The 16,499-nt window shown below is 74.8% G+C and carries 20 protein-coding genes; 10 read left to right on the forward strand and 10 right to left on the reverse strand.

The window, feature by feature from the left end:
- Positions 1 to 82 precede the first annotated feature (82 nt).
- From nucS to AWH51_RS16200, 6 genes are all read right to left on the reverse strand, one after another.
- Complete coding sequence (nucS, locus tag AWH51_RS05090) at positions 83 to 778, reverse strand: endonuclease NucS (RefSeq protein WP_012039553.1); 696 nt, start codon at positions 776 to 778, stop codon at positions 83 to 85.
- A 61-nt stretch (positions 779 to 839) separates the two neighbouring features.
- Positions 840 to 1,079: a hypothetical protein gene (locus AWH51_RS05095; RefSeq protein ID WP_175345465.1), complete on the reverse strand. Its 240-nt coding sequence runs from the start codon at positions 1,077 to 1,079 to the stop codon at positions 840 to 842.
- Positions 1,076 to 1,336: a ribbon-helix-helix protein, CopG family gene (locus AWH51_RS05100; RefSeq protein ID WP_063071011.1), complete on the reverse strand. Its 261-nt coding sequence runs from the start codon at positions 1,334 to 1,336 to the stop codon at positions 1,076 to 1,078. The genes AWH51_RS05095 and AWH51_RS05100 overlap by 4 nt, the downstream gene beginning before the upstream one ends.
- A 24-nt stretch (positions 1,337 to 1,360) precedes the next feature.
- Entirely contained in the window at positions 1,361 to 2,266 is a 906-nt protein-coding gene (locus AWH51_RS05105) for a DMT family transporter (RefSeq protein WP_063071048.1), read from the reverse strand.
- Positions 2,267 to 2,415: 149 nt separating this feature from the next.
- On the reverse strand, positions 2,416 to 2,796 hold the full coding sequence (locus tag AWH51_RS05110; protein WP_254654480.1) for an HIT family protein: 381 nt from the start codon (positions 2,794 to 2,796) through the stop codon (positions 2,416 to 2,418).
- A complete protein-coding gene (locus AWH51_RS16200) occupies positions 2,762 to 3,529 on the reverse strand; it encodes an alpha/beta fold hydrolase (protein WP_063071012.1) in 768 nt (255 codons plus the stop codon). Before AWH51_RS16200 ends, AWH51_RS05110 begins: the two co-directional genes overlap by 35 nt.
- Positions 3,530 to 3,601: 72 nt before the next feature.
- On the opposite strand from AWH51_RS16200, the gene AWH51_RS16205 reads away from it, so the two are divergent.
- On the forward strand, positions 3,602 to 4,312 hold the full coding sequence (locus AWH51_RS16205; RefSeq protein WP_063071013.1) for an alpha/beta fold hydrolase: 711 nt from the start codon (positions 3,602 to 3,604) through the stop codon (positions 4,310 to 4,312).
- 58 nt (positions 4,313 to 4,370) lie between these two features.
- Positions 4,371 to 4,925 carry a GNAT family N-acetyltransferase gene (locus tag AWH51_RS05125; protein ID WP_063071014.1) on the forward strand — a complete coding sequence of 185 codons (555 nt, stop codon included), beginning with the start codon at positions 4,371 to 4,373 and terminating at the stop codon, positions 4,923 to 4,925.
- Here the strand turns inward: AWH51_RS05125 and AWH51_RS05130 are convergent.
- Together AWH51_RS05130 and AWH51_RS05135 are read right to left on the reverse strand one after the other, a co-directional pair.
- Positions 4,922 to 5,512, reverse strand: a complete 591-nt coding sequence (locus AWH51_RS05130; protein ID WP_063071015.1) for a GNAT family N-acetyltransferase — start codon at positions 5,510 to 5,512, stop codon at positions 4,922 to 4,924. The genes AWH51_RS05125 and AWH51_RS05130 overlap by 4 nt on opposite strands.
- 54 nt (positions 5,513 to 5,566) lie before the next feature.
- Positions 5,567 to 6,106, reverse strand: coding sequence for a hypothetical protein (locus tag AWH51_RS05135; protein WP_063071016.1), 540 nt, complete (start codon positions 6,104 to 6,106; stop codon positions 5,567 to 5,569).
- A 40-nt stretch (positions 6,107 to 6,146) separates the two neighbouring features.
- On the opposite strand from AWH51_RS05135, the gene AWH51_RS05140 reads away from it, so the two are divergent.
- From AWH51_RS05140 to AWH51_RS05165, 6 genes are all read left to right on the forward strand, one after another.
- A complete protein-coding gene (locus AWH51_RS05140) occupies positions 6,147 to 6,866 on the forward strand; it encodes a class I SAM-dependent methyltransferase (protein WP_063071017.1) in 720 nt (239 codons plus the stop codon).
- Between the two features lie 48 nt (positions 6,867 to 6,914).
- Complete coding sequence (locus AWH51_RS05145; protein ID WP_063071018.1) at positions 6,915 to 7,430, forward strand: ASCH domain-containing protein; 516 nt, start codon at positions 6,915 to 6,917, stop codon at positions 7,428 to 7,430.
- Positions 7,430 to 8,374 carry a methyltransferase family protein gene (locus AWH51_RS05150; RefSeq protein ID WP_063071050.1) on the forward strand — a complete coding sequence of 315 codons (945 nt, stop codon included), beginning with the start codon at positions 7,430 to 7,432 and terminating at the stop codon, positions 8,372 to 8,374. Before AWH51_RS05145 ends, AWH51_RS05150 begins: the two co-directional genes overlap by 1 nt.
- A 43-nt stretch (positions 8,375 to 8,417) precedes the next feature.
- Positions 8,418 to 9,278 carry an aldo/keto reductase gene (locus tag AWH51_RS05155; protein ID WP_063071019.1) on the forward strand — a complete coding sequence of 287 codons (861 nt, stop codon included), beginning with the start codon at positions 8,418 to 8,420 and terminating at the stop codon, positions 9,276 to 9,278.
- Positions 9,279 to 9,339: 61 nt separating this feature from the next.
- On the forward strand, positions 9,340 to 10,329 hold the full coding sequence (locus tag AWH51_RS05160) for a type IV toxin-antitoxin system AbiEi family antitoxin domain-containing protein (RefSeq protein WP_081234869.1): 990 nt from the start codon (positions 9,340 to 9,342) through the stop codon (positions 10,327 to 10,329).
- A gap of 35 nt (positions 10,330 to 10,364) precedes the next feature.
- Complete coding sequence (locus AWH51_RS05165) at positions 10,365 to 11,231, forward strand: nucleotidyl transferase AbiEii/AbiGii toxin family protein (RefSeq protein ID WP_131798105.1); 867 nt, start codon at positions 10,365 to 10,367, stop codon at positions 11,229 to 11,231.
- A gap of 6 nt (positions 11,232 to 11,237) precedes the next feature.
- Here the strand turns inward: AWH51_RS05165 and AWH51_RS05170 are convergent, their stop codons facing one another.
- Both AWH51_RS05170 and AWH51_RS05175 read right to left on the reverse strand, forming a co-directional pair.
- A complete protein-coding gene (locus AWH51_RS05170) occupies positions 11,238 to 12,566 on the reverse strand; it encodes an MATE family efflux transporter (protein WP_414146344.1) in 1,329 nt (442 codons plus the stop codon).
- A 122-nt stretch (positions 12,567 to 12,688) separates the two neighbouring features.
- Complete coding sequence (locus tag AWH51_RS05175; protein ID WP_063071022.1) at positions 12,689 to 14,602, reverse strand: MinD/ParA family ATP-binding protein; 1,914 nt, start codon at positions 14,600 to 14,602, stop codon at positions 12,689 to 12,691.
- Positions 14,603 to 14,934: 332 nt separating this feature from the next.
- Between AWH51_RS05175 and AWH51_RS05180 the strand changes: the two genes are divergently transcribed.
- Together AWH51_RS05180 and AWH51_RS05185 are read left to right on the forward strand one after the other, a co-directional pair.
- The gene (locus AWH51_RS05180; protein WP_254654481.1) at positions 14,935 to 15,621 is read left to right on the forward strand and encodes a SipW-dependent-type signal peptide-containing protein; all 687 of its coding nucleotides are present in this window, start codon (positions 14,935 to 14,937) and stop codon (positions 15,619 to 15,621) included.
- Positions 15,622 to 15,639: 18 nt separating this feature from the next.
- Positions 15,640 to 16,499, forward strand: an 860-nt coding sequence (locus AWH51_RS05185) for a signal peptidase I (RefSeq protein WP_063071024.1), incomplete at its 3' end; no start/stop codon positions are given.

The following is a 16,499-nucleotide window of genomic DNA, read 5'->3' on the forward strand; positions in this document are numbered from 1 at the left end:
GGATAGGCGGGTCGGCGCCGCGCCTCGCGACGGTCGCCGGGGGCCCGTCGGCGGATGCGGCGGAGGCCTGTCGAGCGGCGGATCAGAACAGGCGGGAGTGCCCGTCGTCCATCCCGCGCATGGCGTCGTAGTCGAGGAGGAGGCAGCGGATGCCGCGGTCCTCGGCGAGGGTGCGGGCCTGCGGCTTGATCTCCTGCGCGGCGTAGACGCCCGTGACCGGCGCGAGGTGCGGATCCCGGTTCATCAGCTCGAGGTAGCGCGTGAGCTGCTCGACGCCGTCGATGTCGCCGCGGCGCTTGAGCTCCACCGCGACCGACTTGCCGCTCGCGTCGCGCGCGAGGATGTCGACCGGCCCGATCGCGGTCATGTACTCGCGGCGCACGAGCTCGTGGCCGTCGCCCAGCAGGTGGATCTGCTCGGCCAGCAGCTTCTGCAGGTGCGCCTCCACGCCGTCCTTCACGAGGCCCGGGTCGACGCCGAGGTCGTGCGCGGAGTCGTGCAGCACCTCGTGGATCGAGACGACGAGCATGTCGGCCGTCTTCGGCTGCACGACGCGCCAGATCTCGCGGACGCCCGCGAGCGCCTGGTCGTCGTCGGGCTCGACCTCGACGATGGAGCAGGGCGGGCTCATCCAGTTCAGCGGCTTGTAGGAGCCGCCGTCCGAGTGGACGAGGAGGCTCCCGTCGGCCTTGACCATGAGGAGGCGGGTGGCGAGGGGGAGATGCGCGCTGAGGCGGCCGGCGTAGTCGACGGAGCAGCGGGCGATGACGAGACGCACCCGGCGAGCCTAGCCGGGCGTCGGAGGGGTGCGCGTCGCGGTGGTGCCGGCCGGGTGCGTCTCAGCCCAGGAGCTCGAGGTACTGCGGCCGGCACCTCATCGCGTGGATGATCTCCTCGGTCCCGTCGTCCCACACGATCACGACGATCTCGAGGAGACGCGCCGCGGTGTCGAAGCCCACGCGGAGCTGACGCTGCGGTTCCTCGTCGTCGAGGGGACCCGAGATCAGCGGCGTCGATGCCGCGGTGACGGCGTCCTCGTCCGCCACACCGTGCTTGCGCGCGGACGGACGGACGATCACGCGGCGTGCGACCAGGCGTCGAGCGCCGCGCGGATGGCCTCGGAGCGGTTCAGCCCCTCGCGCTGCGCACGAGCCATCACGGCTTCGAGCTCCGCTTCCGTGAGTCGCACGGGGATGACCTTCGCGGCCGACTCCCCGCGGGGAGCGCGACCCCAGCGCGCGCGGAGCGCGCCGACGTCGTATCCCGCCTCCGCCTCGTCGACCCACTCGTCGACTTGGGACTCGTCGACTTCTCGACCGTTGATGATGCGCGCCATGCGCTCATCGTAATACGGAAGTCCTCATCGGGCCACGGTCGGGGCGGCGGATCCGCGCGCGGCACGGCGGCGGCCCTGCGCGAGGAGCACGCCGAGGAGCACGAGGACCGCGCCCGCGGGCTCGTTCCAGTGCAGGGTCTCGCCGAGCACGAGGATCCCGAGCGCGACGCCGACCACGGGCGTGATGTACGTGACGGTCGAGGTGGCCGTGGGCCCCCAGGCGAGCAGCACGTTCATGTTCCAGAGGTACGCGAGGCCCGTGCCGACCACGCCGAGCGCCAGGAGGCTGAGGATGACGGGGAGGTCGAGCGCGATGGGTCCGGTCGCGAGGAAGGGGGTGGCGAGGATCATCGCGGCGGCGCCCATGCCGATCTGCATGAAGGCCGTCACGACGCCCGGGATGCCGCGGTGGGTGAGGAAGCGGCGGAGGTAGCCGAACGTGATCCCGTAGCAGAGGGCCGCGCCGAGGCACGCGAGCTGGCCCGCGAGCTCGAGGAGCGGCTGGCCGGACGCGGCGGCCTCGGCGGTCGGGGTGAGGCGCCACGGGCCGATGATCACGACGACGCCCGCGATGCCGAGCGCGATGCCCGCGAGCTGCCGCCGGCCGAGCCTCTCGACGCGGAAGGCGAGGGTGGCGAGGAGGGCGGTCATGATCGGCGTGGTCGCGTTGTAGATGCTCGCGACGCCCGACGTGACGTGCTGCTCGGCCCAGGCGAACAGCGAGTAGGGGATGGCGGATCCGACGACGCCGACGACCGCGAAGTGCAGCCAGACGACGCGCTCGCGGGGGAGCGGCAGGCGGCGCCACGCGACGATGAGGCCGAGCGCGACGGCGCCGAGCACGAGCCGCGTCCACGACACCTGGCCGAAGGACACGCCTTCCAGCGCGACCTTCATGAAGAGGAAGCTCGCGCCCCAGACGGTGCCCATGGCGGCGAACTGGACGGCGATGCGGCGGCCGCCGGGGAGCGCGAGCGGCGAGGCGGAGGCGGCGGATGCGGAGGGCGTCGGGGCGCCGCGGGGGGTCACGTCGTCAGCGTATCGGCGGGGTCGTGCGGCGCGAGGTCCGAGTGGTGTCGTCAGCCTGCGGGCGGGTGGTGGCCGCGGCCGGGGATCGGCCCGCGCAGGTCGCCGCCGGGCTGGGCCGAGTCGCCGTGGAAGCGCGGGATCAGGTGCACGTGCAGGTGGAAGACGGTCTGGCCGCCGGCCGCGCCCACGTTGATCCCGACGTTCCAGCCGTCCGGGTGCAGCTCGGCCTCGAGACCGTCCTTCACCTCGGTGACGAGCGCCATGATCGCGACCTGCTCCTCCGGCGTCGCCTCGAACCAGGTCGCGACCTCGCGGCGCGGGATCACGAGGCTGTGGCCGGGCGTGACGGGGTTCGCGTCGCGGACCGCGAAGGCCAGCTCGTTGGCGGCGACGTGCTCATGGGCGGACATGGCGGTGAAGGGGCTCGGCACGGGGACAGCATGCCCGGGCGAGGAGCCACCGCTCGGCGGCGGGCCAGGCGACCGCGAGATCCGCGTTCAGCTCCTCGTGGTCGTACCCGGCGTGCATGTCCCACGCGGCGCCGCGGCGGTCGAGGCCCGCGGCCAGCTCGGCGTGGGGGATCACCATCTCGACCGCGTCGGTGTCGTGGTCTCCCCAGAAGCAGTAGAGCGGTGCGGGCGCGTCGTCCACGAGCGCGTCCGGCGCGAGGCAGGCGAGCTCGCGGTAGAAGGCCGCCCCCGCGCGGAGGTCGAACCGCTCGTTCGCCGCGCGCCAGAACGGCTCGTCCCGCTGCATCCGTGCCATCTGCTCCTCGACGTCGCGGGATGTCACGCCGTAGTCGCCCAGCAGCGGGAAGCCGCCGGAGACGACCGCCGTGACGGCCTCGTGCTCGCGGAGCTCCCGCGCGAGCCACGGCCCGAAGGCCCCGGTGAAGGAGTAGCCGAAGACAGCGAAGCGCGCGTGGCCGAGGTGCCGCATCACGGCGAGCATGTCGTCCGCCCAGGCGCGGGGGACGTAGGGCGCGCCCGTGCGGCCGCTCGCGCCGAAGTCGCGCGGCGAGGCGACCACGACGGTGAAGCTCCGCGCCATGCGCTCCTCGAAGGCCGGATCCCACGAGTAGTTGCACTCGGGGGCGAGCAGGACGGGACCGGCGCCGCTCGTCCGGTAGGAGATGCGCGCGCCGTCGACCTCGAGGGATGCCACGAGGCCACCGTAGGCGCCGCGGGCCGCGGAGGGAGCCCGGCGATGCTGCCGTCGCCGTGCTTGCATGGCCGGATGCGCCTGCACATCGACGAGACCGGCACCGGGCCCCGCGCGGCCGTCCTGCTCCACGGGCTGATGGGATCCGCGGAGAGCTGGTGGCGGATCGCGCCCCTCCTCGCCGCGCGCGGGTACCGGGTGCTCGCCGTCGACCTGCCCGGCCACGGGCTCTCCGACCGGGATCCCGAGCTGACGGTCCCGCGGGCGGCGGAGGCGGTGACGCGCGCCGTCGCCGACGCGGGCGTCGAACGACCCGCCCTCGCCATCGGCCACTCGTTCGGCGGGATCGTGCTCGGGGAGGCCTTCCCCGAGCGCCGCCCCGAGGTGGTCGTCTACGTGGACGCGCCGCTCGCGCCGGCCGGAGGCGGCGACCCCGTCGAGATCCGGGACGCCTACGAGTGCGACCGCCGGGGCCGGACGGCGGAGGCGCTGCGGATCTCGCGACCCGAGTACTCCGAGCGCGATCGCGAGGTCGAGGGCCGCGCCGCCGAGCGGTTCGACCCCGCCACGGCCGCCGCGCTCGCTGCGGTCCCGTCGTACGCATGGGCGCCGGAGCCCGGATCCATCGTCGTGCGGCCGGACCCGAGCCGCTTCGTGAGCGCCGAGGAGGCCGCGCGCCTCGCCGCGTCGGGCGTCGACGTGCGGGGCATCCCGGGCGCCGCGCACTCCGTCTGGTACAGCCACTTCGACGCCTTCACCGCGGCGCTGCCGGAGGCGTTCGGCTGATCCGGTGTCGCGTCCGGGATCGCCTGCCGCCGCCGCGGATGCGTGGGAGGCTCGGGCGATGACGACGACGCCGGCCCCCGTGCTCGCCACGGCCCGGTTTGCGCTCGAGCCGCTGGTGGTCGCGCATGCGCGGGAGATGGTCGGGGTGCTGGCGGATCCGGCGCTGTACCGCTTCACCGGGGGCGAGCCGCCGTCGCCTGCCGCGCTCGAGGTGCGGTTCGCGCGGCAGGCAGCGGGGCGCTCGCCGGACGGATCCGCGCGGTGGCTCGTGTGGATCCTCCGCGAGCGCGCGACGGGCCGCGCGGCCGGGTTCGTGCAGGCGACCGTGACGGGTGAGGGCGAGGGCACGGAGCGCGTGGCCGAGCTGGCATGGCTCGTGGGGACCGCGACGCAGGGATCCGGCGCGGCGGCCGAGTGCGCGGCGGCGATGGTGGCGTGGCTGCGGGAGGACGGCGTCGGGGTGGTGCGGGCGAACATCCACCCGGATCACGCGGCGAGCGAGGCCGTGGCGCGGCGGCTCGGGCTCGCGCCGACCGACGTGCGCGTCGACGGCGAGGTGCGCTGGGAGTCGCCGGCCGACGGGCTGACGACGGGCGAGCTGCGCGCCGGCTAGTCGCGCGCGGGCCGGACCCGCTCGGGCTCGGCGTTGGCGGTCGACGGATCCCGGAGGTCGCAGACCATCCACGCGATGTCGCCGTGCTCGGCATCCGCCGTGATCCGGCCGCTCTCCGTGAAGCCCGCCTTCTCCAGCACGCGGAGGGACGCGGCGTTCCAGCGGCGCACGGTCGACCAGAGCCGGGTGCGTCCCGTCGCGCGGGCGGCCTCGACCACGGCGCGCGCCGCCTCCGTCGCGAGCCCCGAGCCGTGCACGTCGCGCAGCAGCTCGAAGGCCATCTCGGGCTCCTCGACGGAGGCGCTCCCGACGACGAGCCCGCAGTACCCGACCGCGCCCGCCTCGTCCCGGCGTTCGACGGCGAGCAGCCCGATGCCCGTGCGGAGCGACTCCTCCTCCTGCACCGTCAGGCGGTCGCGCACCTCGTCGCGCGACGGGTGGCCCGCGGCGTCGACGCGGCGATGCGGGGGATGGCGCGGGTCGCGCTCGACCCAGAGGCGGTGGACGAGGTCGGCGTCGGCAGGCCCCAGCGGCCGCAGCCGGAGGCGGGCGGTCTCGAGGTGCACGGGGAGCCGGGACGCGGTCATGGCCTCACGCTACGTCGGACGGATCCCAGCGTCCCGGCGTCGACGCCGAGCGGATCAGTGGACGGCCAGCTCCACCGCGAGCACCGCCGCACCGAGCACCGCGACGCCCGCGAGCACGAGCAGCTTCACGCCGAGGCCCACGCGGAGGCGGCGGACCGCGATCAGCGTCACCAGCACCAGCGTCGCCACCAGCGCGAACGAGATGATCCGCAGGGCCGCCGCCAGGTCGAGCGCGCCGAGCGCGGACAGGCCGAGGACCGCCATCGGCACGGGCAGCACCCCGAGCGAGCTGGCGCATACGTAGAGGATGTGGCCCACGTCGCGCCGGTCCGGCACCTCGCCGTCGCGCACCATCTGCGCGATGAACTCCGCGACCGACACCGCGAGGAGCGTGCCGACGACGGTGAGCAGGAGCGTCGTGGCGGCGCCGCCCACGGTCGCGTGCTCCGCGTCGCGCCCGATCGCGATGGTGACCGCGAGCGCGGTGAACGTGACGTAGATCCGCTCCTTGAGCGCCTCGGAGCGCCGCTCGGCGTCGGGACGGCGGCGAGCGCGGGCGTCGCCGGCGGGCGGCTGGTGGGGATCGTCGGTCACGGCATCAGGCTAGGGGCGCGCCGCCGATAGCGTCGGGCCCGTGACCTCCCTCGATCCGCGCCTCGTCGCGCTGTACGACGCTGACAACCCCGACGGCCCCGACCACGACTTCGACCGGGCGCTCGCCGGGGAGGTCGGCGCGCGGTCGATCGTCGACCTCGGCTGCGGCACGGGCATGCTCACCGTCTCGCTGGCGACCGCCGGGCGCCGGGTCGTGGGCGCGGATCCGTCGGCTGCCATGCTCGACGTCGCCCGCTCCCGGCCGGGCGGCGATGCGGTCGAGTGGATCCACGGCGACAGCCGCGTCCTCCCCGAGGGCCCGTTCGACCTCGCCTTCCTGACCGGCAACGTCGTGCAGCACATCCCCGACCCCGAGTGGATCCGCACCCTCGCCGACCTCCGCCGCGCCCTCCGCCCGGGCGGCACGCTCACCTTCGAGAGCCGGAACCCGGCCGACCGCGCGTGGGAGTCGTGGGCGGGCCCGGCGACGACCCGCGACACCGCGCACGGCCCGCTCGAGGAATGGATGGAGGTCGAGGAGACGGGGCCGGCCGTCGTGCGGGTCGTCTTCCGCAGCCGGTTCGTCGCGACGGGCGAGGTGGTGTCCGACGTCCAGCCCTTCGCGTTCCGCGACCGCGCGACGCTCACGGCCCAGCTCGACGACGCCGGCTTCGACGTGGATGCGGTGCACGGCGACTTCGCGCGCGGCCCGCTGACGGCGGCGTCGCGGGTGATGGTGTTCGTGGCGCGGGCGCGCTGACGGATCCCGCCCCGCCGCCGCGGCCGGGCCGCGTGGGAGCATCGGACCATGAGCGATGCCACCGCGCCCGTCTCCCCGCCCGACCTCCCGGCGGCCGCGCGGATGTGGGCGGCGTACGCCGAGGCGCACCCCCAGGCGGTCGCGGCCGGGCCCGAGCACACGGTCGAGCACTTCGGGGACCACGCCCGGCTCGCCGACGAGCTGCTCGGGATCGTGCTGTCGGGCCGGAAGCGCGCGACCGCCGAGCTGGTCGCCGACTTCCTGGCGCGCGGCGACGAGGTGCCGCGGATCGGGTCGCACTGGATCGCCTGCGACAGCACCGGGGCGCCGCGCATCGTGATCCGCAGCACCGAGCTCCGCGTCGGCCCCTTCACGAGCGCCGACTCCGCCTTCGCGCGCGACGAGGGCGAGGACGACCTCTCCCTCGAGAGCTGGCGCACGCAGCACCGCACCTACTGGGAGCGCGTCAGCGCGGCCCGCGGCGCCGCCTGGTCGGAGGACGACGAGATCGTCTTCGAGCGCTTCGCCGTGGTGTGGCCGCCGGAGCACGCGGACCCGCGGTGATGCGCCGGGCGCTCCTCCCCTCGGCGCGCACCGCCGCCCGCCTCTGGTTCGCCGCGCAGGCGGCGGGCGGTGCCGCCTGGTGGATCGCCGTGCCGCTCGTCCCCGCGGTGCGGATCGCGACGCTCGGCTCGCTGGATCCGCTGCCCGTCGCCCTCCTCGACGTCCCGCTGTTCGTGGTCGGGTCGGCGCTCGCCGCGGCCGGCATCCGGTGGGCGGCCGTCGTCGCCTCCGCCTGGACGCTCCTCGTCGCCGTCGCGCTCGCCGCCTACGCGACCGTCACGACCGAGGCCGGGATCGGCGTCGTGGTCATGGCGGTCGCCGCCCTCGGATCGCTCGTCGCGTGCGCCCTGCTGCTCGTCGGCCGGCTGCCGACCCGCTGGGCGCTCATCGGCCCGTTCGCCGCGCGTCCGGCCGACGCGAGCGCCGCCACGTCGCGGCACGTGCTCGCGACGGCCGCGCAGATCGTCGTCTTCTGGGGCTTCTTCCTCGCCGTCGCGCCGCTCGCGATCCGGTGGCTCGAGCTGCGCTGGCGGGTCGCCGTGCCGCTGCCCGCCGCCGCGCTGCCCGTCGGGATCGCCGTGCTGGTGCTCGCGAGCGCGCTGGGGATGTGGTCGGCCGCCGCCATGTCGACCCGCGGCGGCGGCACCCCGCTGCCGGCCGCGACCGCCACGCGGCTCGTGATCGCCGGCCCGTACCGCTTCGTCCGCAACCCCATGGCCCTCGCGGGCGTCACGCAGGCGGCGGCCGTCGGGCTGATCCTCGGATCCTGGCTCGTCGTCGCCTACGCCGTCATCGGCTCGTCGCTCTGGAACCACGTCGTGCGCCCTGGCGAGGAGGCCGACCTCGAGGCGCGCTTCGGGGATCCGTTCCGCCGCTACCGCGCCGCCGTGCGCTGCTGGGTGCCGACGTTCCCGGGCGTCGCGGCGACGCCGCGCGTCCGCTGAGGCGCGCCGCGGGACCTGGCCGCACCCGCCCCGACGGACGAGGATGGACGCGATGGCTGACACCTGGATCCCCACGACCACCTTCCCCGACGGCCGCACCGCCGTCGCCCTCGCGCAGGGCACCTGGAACATGGGCGACGACCGCGCCGCCCGCTCCACCGAGCTCGACGCCCTGCGCGCCGGCCTCGACGCGGGCCTCACCGCGATCGACACCGCCGAGATGTACGGCAGCGGGCGATCCGAGGAGCTCGTCAGCGAGGCGATCGCCGGCCGCCGCGACGAGGTGTTCCTCATCAGCAAGGTGCTGCCGTCGAACGCGTCGCGCCGCGGCACAGGGGAGGCGGCGCGCCGCAGCCTCGCGCGCCTCGGCACCGACCGGCTCGACCTCTACCTCCTGCACTGGCGCGGATCCCACCCGCTCGCCGACACGGTCGCCGCGATGCAGGAGCTCGTGGAGGAGGGCCTGATCCGCGCGTGGGGCGTCAGCAACCTCGACGCCCGCGCCCTCGACGAGCTCGCCGCGATCCCCGGCGGAGACGCCGTGCAGACCGACCAGGTGCTCTACAACCTCGCCCAGCGCGGACCGGAGGCCGACGTGATCCCGTGGGCTCGCGACCGCCGCATGCCCGTCATGGCGTACTCGCCGCTCGACCAGGGCCGGCTCTCGACGGATCCGACGCTCGCCGCCCTCGCGGAGCCCCTCGGCGTGAGCGCGGGCCAGCTCGCCCTCGCGTGGGTCGTCCGCCAGGCGCCGCACGTCTTCGCGACCGCCAAGGCCGCGACGGCCGCGCACGTCGCCGAGAACCGCGCGGCGCTCGACCTCGTGATCCCGGACGAGACGCTGGCAGAGCTCGACCGCGCGTTCCCGGCGCCCGCGGGCGCGGGGCCGCTCGCGATGTACTAAGGCTCATCAGGAACGCATCCTGTATTGCTGCATTTGTTGCGTTTACGCATAGAATTGCAGCATGGCCACCCAGGGAACCCGGACGCTCGAGGAACTCGCCTCCGAGCAATGGGGGCTGGTGACCGCCGCGCAGGCGAGCGCGGCCGGCGTCGCGCGAAGCACGCTCACACGGCGAGAGAGTTCCGGGTCGCTGGAACGCATCCGCAATGGCGTGTACAAGGTCTCGACCTCGGCGATGGATGGGCGAGACGATCTCCGTGCTGCTTGGCTCGCCTCGACGCCCGCCGTGCCGGCGCGAGAACGTCGTCGGGATCCGGATGTCGTCGTGGGCGGTGCCGCCTCGGCGTGGGTGCATGAGATGGGTGACGTGAAACCGGCGCCCTTCACCTTCTGGACCAGGGCTCGCAAGCAGACCCGCGCTACGGACGTGCGATTCCGGGTGTCGGACCTGCCTCCCGCGGATGTGACCGTCGTCGACGGCCTCCCCGTGACGACTCGGGAGCGGACCCTCGCCGATCTGCTCGAGACGGACGGGTCGGACCTCAGCCTGGTCGCCGATGCGCTCGGCGATGCGGAACGGTCTCGCGGGGACCTCGACGTGCCGGCGTTGATCTCGCACCTCGGGCATCGCGCTCCTCGTCTGGGTTTCGTCGACGGCGCAGCCCTGTACCGCCGACTCCGAGCGCTGTCCGGCGTCGACGGCCGTGATCCTGAGGGTCTGACGGTGCATGCCGATCTGGCTCAGCGGTTCATCCGATCCTTCGACGCGCAGCTGGAGGAGGTCCTGGCACCGCTGCGTGCTGATGAGAGGCGGATCGTCCGGGCGGCGATGCTGCCGGTCCATGATGCGATCGCCTCGATGGCCCGGGGTCTCCAACCGCTGATGTCGCGAGAGCTCCTCTCTGCGACGCCGGCTGCGCTGGCGGGGACGACCGCCCCGACATTCCCTCGCTCCACGATCGATGAGCTGGTGCATGATGCCCTGCACGCTGCGACGAGGTCTGCGCTCGAAGAGGAGGGCGGCAGGACGGAGGGGGCCACATCATCGTGACAGCAGATGACGCATATCGGCGCCCGGCGGACACCATGCGCGCCATCTCGGCGGCTGCACGGCGGGCGGCTCCCGCGCTCGGCGTCTCCGTCTCCGATCTGAGGACCTACCTGGTCTTCGACCGGTTCCTCGGTCGAGTTTTCGCGCGCGCCGATCCGGCGTTCATGTTGAAGGGCGGCACGCGGATGCTGGCCTTCATCCCGGCCGGTCGCGCCACCGTGGACATCGATCTGGAGAGCGGGCGGATGGGCCTGGAGGCTGCCGTCGCGCACCTCGCCGAACTCGTTGCGGTCGACATCGGGGATCGGCTCTCCTTTCGCCTGATGAGGCGCGTCGACGGAGACAGGGGAGACCAGCCCGCGCTCGCCGTCACTTCGCTGCGGTTCGAGTTGGACGAGGTCCCAGGACTCGCGATCAAGGTCGACCTCGCCGTCCACGAGCGCATCGGGGTGTCGGTGATCAGAGCTGCGCCACGTTTCCGGGTGCCGCTCGGCAAGCCGGTTCCCGTCGTCGACTACGCGATGATCTCCGTCGAGCAGCAGATCGCGGACAAGGCCGCCGCGATGATGGAGCGGAACCACGCAGGCGGAGATGGACGCTCCTCCCGAGCGAAGGACCTGGTCGATCTCGCGCTCATCGCGATGCACCTTCCCTGCGATGGGCTTCTCCTGCGCGAGGCGACGGAGCAGCAGATCCGGGAGCGCCGTCTCGAGCCGTTCCTCGCCGTGGACGCCTCGCCGGAGATCCAGCGGGGCTTCGCACGAGTCGCGCGAGGCCTCAGCGGCTTCGGGCTGGGCTGGCGTGAGGCGGAGGAGCTCGTCAACATGATGCTCGCACCGGCACTCCGGGGTGAGGCGCAGGGGACGTGGGTCCCGGATGACCGCGCGTGGAGGTCGCTTTGACGCGCGTCACGCCCGCGCGACCCCCGTCACGATCCACCGGTCGCCGCGCGCCCGCAGGCCCAGCGTGAGCGCCCGCGCGCCGATGTAGACGAGGCCGAAGGCCGCCCACAGCGCGAGGAGGGCGGGGGTGCCGGCGACGCGGCCGGTCTCGGTGAGCCAGGCCACGAGGATCAGGGCGGGCGCGTAGATCGCGAGGTTCACGAGCCCGGCGAGGGCGAGGTAGCGGGCGTCGCCGGCGCCGATCAGCACGCCGTCGAGCACGAACACGTAGCCGGCGACAGGCAGGCCGACGGCGAGCACGAGGGTCACGGCGGTCAGCATGCGGTGGATGTCCGCGTCGCCCGTGAAGACCGGCCCGAGCAGCGGCGAGAGCGCCGCGAGGACGAGGCCGAGGATCGCGCCGAGGCCGACGCCCCTCTGGACGAGCCGGCGGGACACGGCGCGGACGCGCGGCACGTCGTCGGCGCCGAGGCCGTGGCCGACGAGCGCCTGGCCCGCGATGGCGAGCGCGTCGAGCACGAACGCGACGGTCGAGAAGAGGGTGAGCGCGATCTGCAGGGTCGCGAGCCCCGTGACCCCGAGGCCCGCGCCCACGGCCACCGTCGCGAGGATCGCCGCCCGGAGCGACGCCGTGCGCACCAGCAGCCAGCCGCCGGACGCCGCCGAGCGCGCGACCCCGCGGAGGCCGGGCCGCAGGGTCGTGCCGTTCTCCCGGGCCGCGCGCACCGCGATCGCGACGAAGACCGACGCCATGCCCCACTGCGCGATGACGGTGCCCCACGCGGATCCGGCGATGCCGAACCCGAGCCCGTAGATGAGGAACGCGTTGAGCGCCGCGTTGGCCGCGAAGCCCGAGACCGCGACGACGAGCGGGGTGCGCGTGTCCTGGAGGCCGCGGAGGAGGCCGGTCGCGGCGATGACGAGGAGCATCGCGGGCATGCCGGCGAGCGAGATGCCGAGGTAGGTGCGCGCGGCGTCGACCACGGCGGCGGTCGCGGCCGGATCCGCGTCGGCGCCGCCGGTGTCGGCGAGGGCGCGCACGAGCGGATCCGCGACCACGAGCCCCACGACCAGCACCACCGCGCCGAGCGCGAGCGCCAGCCACAGGCCGTCGATGCCCGCGCGGATCGCGCCCGGCCGGTCGCCCGCGCCGAGCCGTCGCGCGACCGTGGGCGTGGTCGCGTACGCGAGGAAGACGAGGAGGCCGACGATCGTCTGCAGGATCACGCTCGCGATGCCGAGGCCCGCGAGCGGCGCGCTGCCGAGGTGGCCGACGAGCGCCGTGTCGGTGAGGAGGAACAGCGGCTCGGCCACGAGCGCGCCGAGCGCGGGCACCGCCAGCGCGAGGATCTCGCGGTCGAGCGGGCGGCGGATCCGCGGGCCGCGCCCGGTGGATCCACGCCCGGCTGACCCGGACCCGCGCCCGGCTGACCCGGATCCGCCCTCGGACGCGCCCGTCAGCGGACCGCGTGCGCCAGGCGCTGCACGACGCCCGCGGTCGCGGCCGTGAAGGCGCGCGCCACCTCGGGGTCGAGCGACGCGAGCGAGATCGGTCCGCGCTCGGCGATGTGCGCGTCGTACGGCACCGTGAAGATCTGGGCCGGGCGGGCGTCCTCGAGGATGCGGTCGATGCGCGCGACGACCGCCGGATCCTCCGGGCGTCCGTCGTGGAGGCGGATGATGACGGCGTTGTCGGCCAGCATGGCCGCGTGGCCGCCGAGCTCGCGCAGGAAGTCGAGCAGCGCGACGGCCTCGAGCACCGCGTCGCCCGCGTTGAGCACGGGGACGACGAGCACGTCGGTGACCTCGATCGCTCCGCGGAAGGCGGACGACGACGGCTGGTTGCCGGAGTCCATCACGCGCATCGCGTAGTACTCGTCGATGAGGCGGGAGACGCCGATCACGTCGTCGCCCGTGAGCTCGCGACGCGGCCCGACGGACGCGACGACGGAGGCGAAGCTCGTCTGCGGCGCCGTGTAGCCGGCGAGCTGGCCGGCGCTGTGGATCTCGTCGCGGTCGCGCACGAGCTCTCCCAGGCCCCGGGTCGGCTGGCCCTCGGCGCGGTAGCCGAGCGCTCCGGGATCGTCGGTGACCTCGACCACGGCGACGGATCCGCCGCGGATGGAGCCGAGCACGCCGCCCAGGATGAGGGAGGTGGGCGTCTTGCCGACGCCGCCCTTGCGGTTCGCGACCAGCACGCTGACCGCGCGCGACCACGTGGCCTGGCGGATCACGCGCTCGTCGCCCTCGCGCCGGGTGACCTCCGCGTTCGCGGCGGCCTCCTCGGCGCCGGGCGCGATCTTGAAGACGCCGCCCGTGACGCTGTTGAGGAAGCCGCGGAAGCCGGTGCGCGCGACGACCGGGCCGCGCGGCGGGCGCTGGCCGGTCTGCTCGGGGAAGAGGGTGAGGCTGCTCGTGGCGGCGTCGGCGCGCGGGGTGCGCATGACGTAGCGCTGCGGATCCGCGTCGGGGAACGCCGTGAGGTCGCTGCCGGGACGGCGGTCGTCGGCGGGCTCCTCGGTGTCGGCGGGCGCCGGGGGGAGGGAGGAGATCGGGTGCGGCTCGGGTGCCGGCGCCGGGGCGGTGCGCTCGGGGACCGCGGGGGTGATCGGGACCTGCCGCGTGTCCGTCGGCTCGGACGCCGTCTCGGCGTCCGTGCTCGCATCGTTCGCGGACGCGCCATCGCCGTCGCCCTCGGTCGACGGACGCAGCGGCATCCGGAACGGGTGCGCGTCGTCGACCTGGGGCGCGGGGACGGCCCACGCGGATCCGACCGCCGGCGCGACGAACGCGTCGAAGGGGGAGGGGGCGTCGCCGTGCGCGGAGGCGCCCGCGGGGAGCTCCTCGGCCGCGTCCTCCGCGTCCTCGGCGGCGTCCATCTCGGCCTCGCGCTCGTCGTCGACGAACAGCTCGTCGAACGCTCGCGTGCCGACGATCTCGACGTCGCCGGTGTCCGTGTCCTCGTCTTCGCGGGCGTCGACCGCGTCGACCGCGTCGACCGCGCCGACCGCGCCGACCGCGTCGATCGGGAGGTCGGCGGCCGCGTCGGCCCCCGCCGCGCCGGGCGCCGCGAGGTCGTCGATGCCGTCGGCCTCGTCGTCGACGGAGGCGGGCACGTGGGCGGGAGCGACGGCCGTGGATCCCGGACGCACGCGGTCGGGCCCGAACAGCCCGCCCTCGGAGGTGCGGGGGACGGCGGGGAAGGGATCCACCCACCGGTGCGCGTCTCCGGAGTCGCCGGATCCGCGGTTCTGCTCCATCTCCTGCTGGCGGCGACGCAGCTCGCGTCGGCTCAGGATGGGGGGCTCGGAAGCGCCCCCGTCGCGTGCGGCGCCGTCTCGGGGGCCCGGATCCTGCGTGTCGTCGGTCATGTGGCTCGCCTTCGTCGTCCCCGCCTGCGCGGACGAGGCTACCAGGGGAGCCGTTCCGGCCCGGAATCGCGGGGGAGGGACCTCCGGACCCTCGTACGGGGCACAGACCCCGCCTCGGTAGTGGCACCCGCGGATCCCCCGCGCCACTGGTGATCGGCGCTGCCGGTACCGGTTGTCCCCCGTCGGCCTCGGCGGCGGCGGATCGCCGACCTAGCGTCACGATGTCGCCCGATTCGTGGCGACGCAGGGGGCAGGACGATCCGAGAGCCGGATGCGGGGCCCGCACTATCAGGGGGATCACCTTCATGGCACTTCACGCAGAGCGTCCGCGCATGTCGCGTCGCACCAAGACCATGGCGTTCCTGTCCGGGGGCCTCGTCCTCGGCCTCGGCGTCACGGCCACCCTCGCCGCCTGGACCGACTCCGAGTGGGTCTTCGGCGGCGGCAACGGCAGCGGCCCCGGCCTCGGCACCTCGACCTTCGAGGTCGAGCAGAACGTCGTCGCGCCCTTCGCCTCCACCGGCTTCACGCAGAACGAGACCAACCCCGGCCAGGACCTCACGTTCTCGCCCGGCGCCCTCGCGCTCATCCCCGGCAACACGGTCTACGCGCCCGTCGCGCTCCGCACCTCCGCGGGATCCGTCGCCGGAACGCTCCTCCTGCAGGACTCCGAGCCCGCCACCGGCACCGCGAACGCGGCCGTGGACGCGAACAACCTCCTCCTCGGCGCGCTCAACCTCCGGGTCGCGACCTCGGCGACCTCGGCCACCTGCGACGCGACGTCGTTCGCCTCGGCCGCCAACGTCATCGCCGCCGGCCCGCTCGCCACGGCCGAGCCGACCGCGGCGCAGACGCAGGCCCTGGCCGCGAACAGCACGTCGGTGCAGTACTACTGCTTCGAGATCACGCTGCCCACGGCACCGACCCTGCCGGCCGGCACCACGGTCGACGCCCTCCAGGGCCGCGCGGTCACGCCGGCGTGGGAGTTCGCCGGCACGTCGGTCGCGTCGGTCAACTAGCCGGATCGGGCCCGTGCCATGACCGCCGAGGGCGCCGTGACGGCGACACGGAGAGGGGACCGCGACGCGCTCGCGGCCGCCCGCCGTGACGCCGTCGCGGCCGCCCGCGCGCGGGCGCGGCCCCGGCGCACCGTCGGCGTCGTCGTGCGCGACGTCGTCATCACGCTGCTGGGGCTCGCGGGCGTGGTGGTCATCGCGTGGACCGTGCTGTCGCGGATGCTCGGGCTCTCGCTCGTGGTGCTGCTGACCGGGTCCATGGCGCCGACGCTGCCGACCGGGTCCGTCGCGATCATGGCCGACGCCGTGCCCGCCGCCGACCTCGAGGTGGGCGACGTCATCAAGGTGCAGCGGCCGGGGTACGACCTGCCGGTCACGCACCGCATCATCTCGATCGGCGCCGTCACGGGCGAGGTCGAGCAGCCGTCCGCGGGCGTGGACCCGCAGGACCCGGCCGCCCGCCAGGTCGTCCTCCAGGGCGACGCGAACGAGACCGCCGATCCCGCGCCGTACGTCATCGCGTCGGCGGACCGCGTCGTGTTCGGCGTGCCGTACCTCGGCTACGCCAACCGGATCCTGCACACGCCGCTCGTGCTCATCGGGCTCGCGGGGGCGCTGCTGCTGCTGCTCGTCGGGACGTCGCTGCCGTCGGGCCGGAGCCGCGGGCGCCGGGTCGCGGGGGCGGATGCCGGACCGGACGCCGATCCCGACGAGGACCGGCACGTCGCCACCGCGGCGGCCATGTCCGCGCCGGCGCGCGCCCGCCGGTCCGCGCTGACCCGGGCGGCTGCGCGTGCGTCGGATGCCGCACCGGCTGTCGGTGCGCGGGCCGGCGTCACGCGGGCCGTCGTCGCGACGGGCCCCGATGCGCAGGCGGGCGC

It is taken from the genome of Clavibacter tessellarius (assembly GCF_001618005.1).
Classification (GTDB): domain Bacteria; phylum Actinomycetota; class Actinomycetes; order Actinomycetales; family Microbacteriaceae; genus Clavibacter; species Clavibacter tessellarius_A.

Bases quoted from the DNA above. Each gene is read 5' to 3' on its own strand.
- AWH51_RS05100 (WP_063071011.1), bottom strand. From the start codon at position 1,336: ATGGCGCGCATCATCAACGGTCGAGAAGTCGACGAGTCCCAAGTCGAC.
- AWH51_RS05105 (WP_063071048.1), bottom strand. From the start codon at position 2,266: ATGGGCACCGTCTGGGGCGCGAGCTTCCTCTTCATGAAGGTCGCGCTG.
- AWH51_RS16205 (WP_063071013.1), top strand. From the start codon at position 3,602: ATGCGCCTGCACATCGACGAGACCGGCACCGGGCCCCGCGCGGCCGTC.
- AWH51_RS05125 (WP_063071014.1), top strand. From the start codon at position 4,371: ATGACGACGACGCCGGCCCCCGTGCTCGCCACGGCCCGGTTTGCGCTC.
- AWH51_RS05130 (WP_063071015.1), bottom strand. From the start codon at position 5,512: ATGACCGCGTCCCGGCTCCCCGTGCACCTCGAGACCGCCCGCCTCCGG.
- AWH51_RS05145 (WP_063071018.1), top strand. From the start codon at position 6,915: ATGAGCGATGCCACCGCGCCCGTCTCCCCGCCCGACCTCCCGGCGGCC.
- AWH51_RS05150 (WP_063071050.1), top strand. From the start codon at position 7,430: ATGCGCCGGGCGCTCCTCCCCTCGGCGCGCACCGCCGCCCGCCTCTGG.
- AWH51_RS05155 (WP_063071019.1), top strand. From the start codon at position 8,418: ATGGACGCGATGGCTGACACCTGGATCCCCACGACCACCTTCCCCGAC.
- AWH51_RS05160 (WP_081234869.1), top strand. From the start codon at position 9,340: ATGGCCACCCAGGGAACCCGGACGCTCGAGGAACTCGCCTCCGAGCAA.
- AWH51_RS05165 (WP_131798105.1), top strand. From the start codon at position 10,365: ATGCGCGCCATCTCGGCGGCTGCACGGCGGGCGGCTCCCGCGCTCGGC.
- AWH51_RS05175 (WP_063071022.1), bottom strand. From the start codon at position 14,602: ATGACCGACGACACGCAGGATCCGGGCCCCCGAGACGGCGCCGCACGC.
- AWH51_RS05180 (WP_254654481.1), top strand. From the start codon at position 14,935: ATGTCGCGTCGCACCAAGACCATGGCGTTCCTGTCCGGGGGCCTCGTC.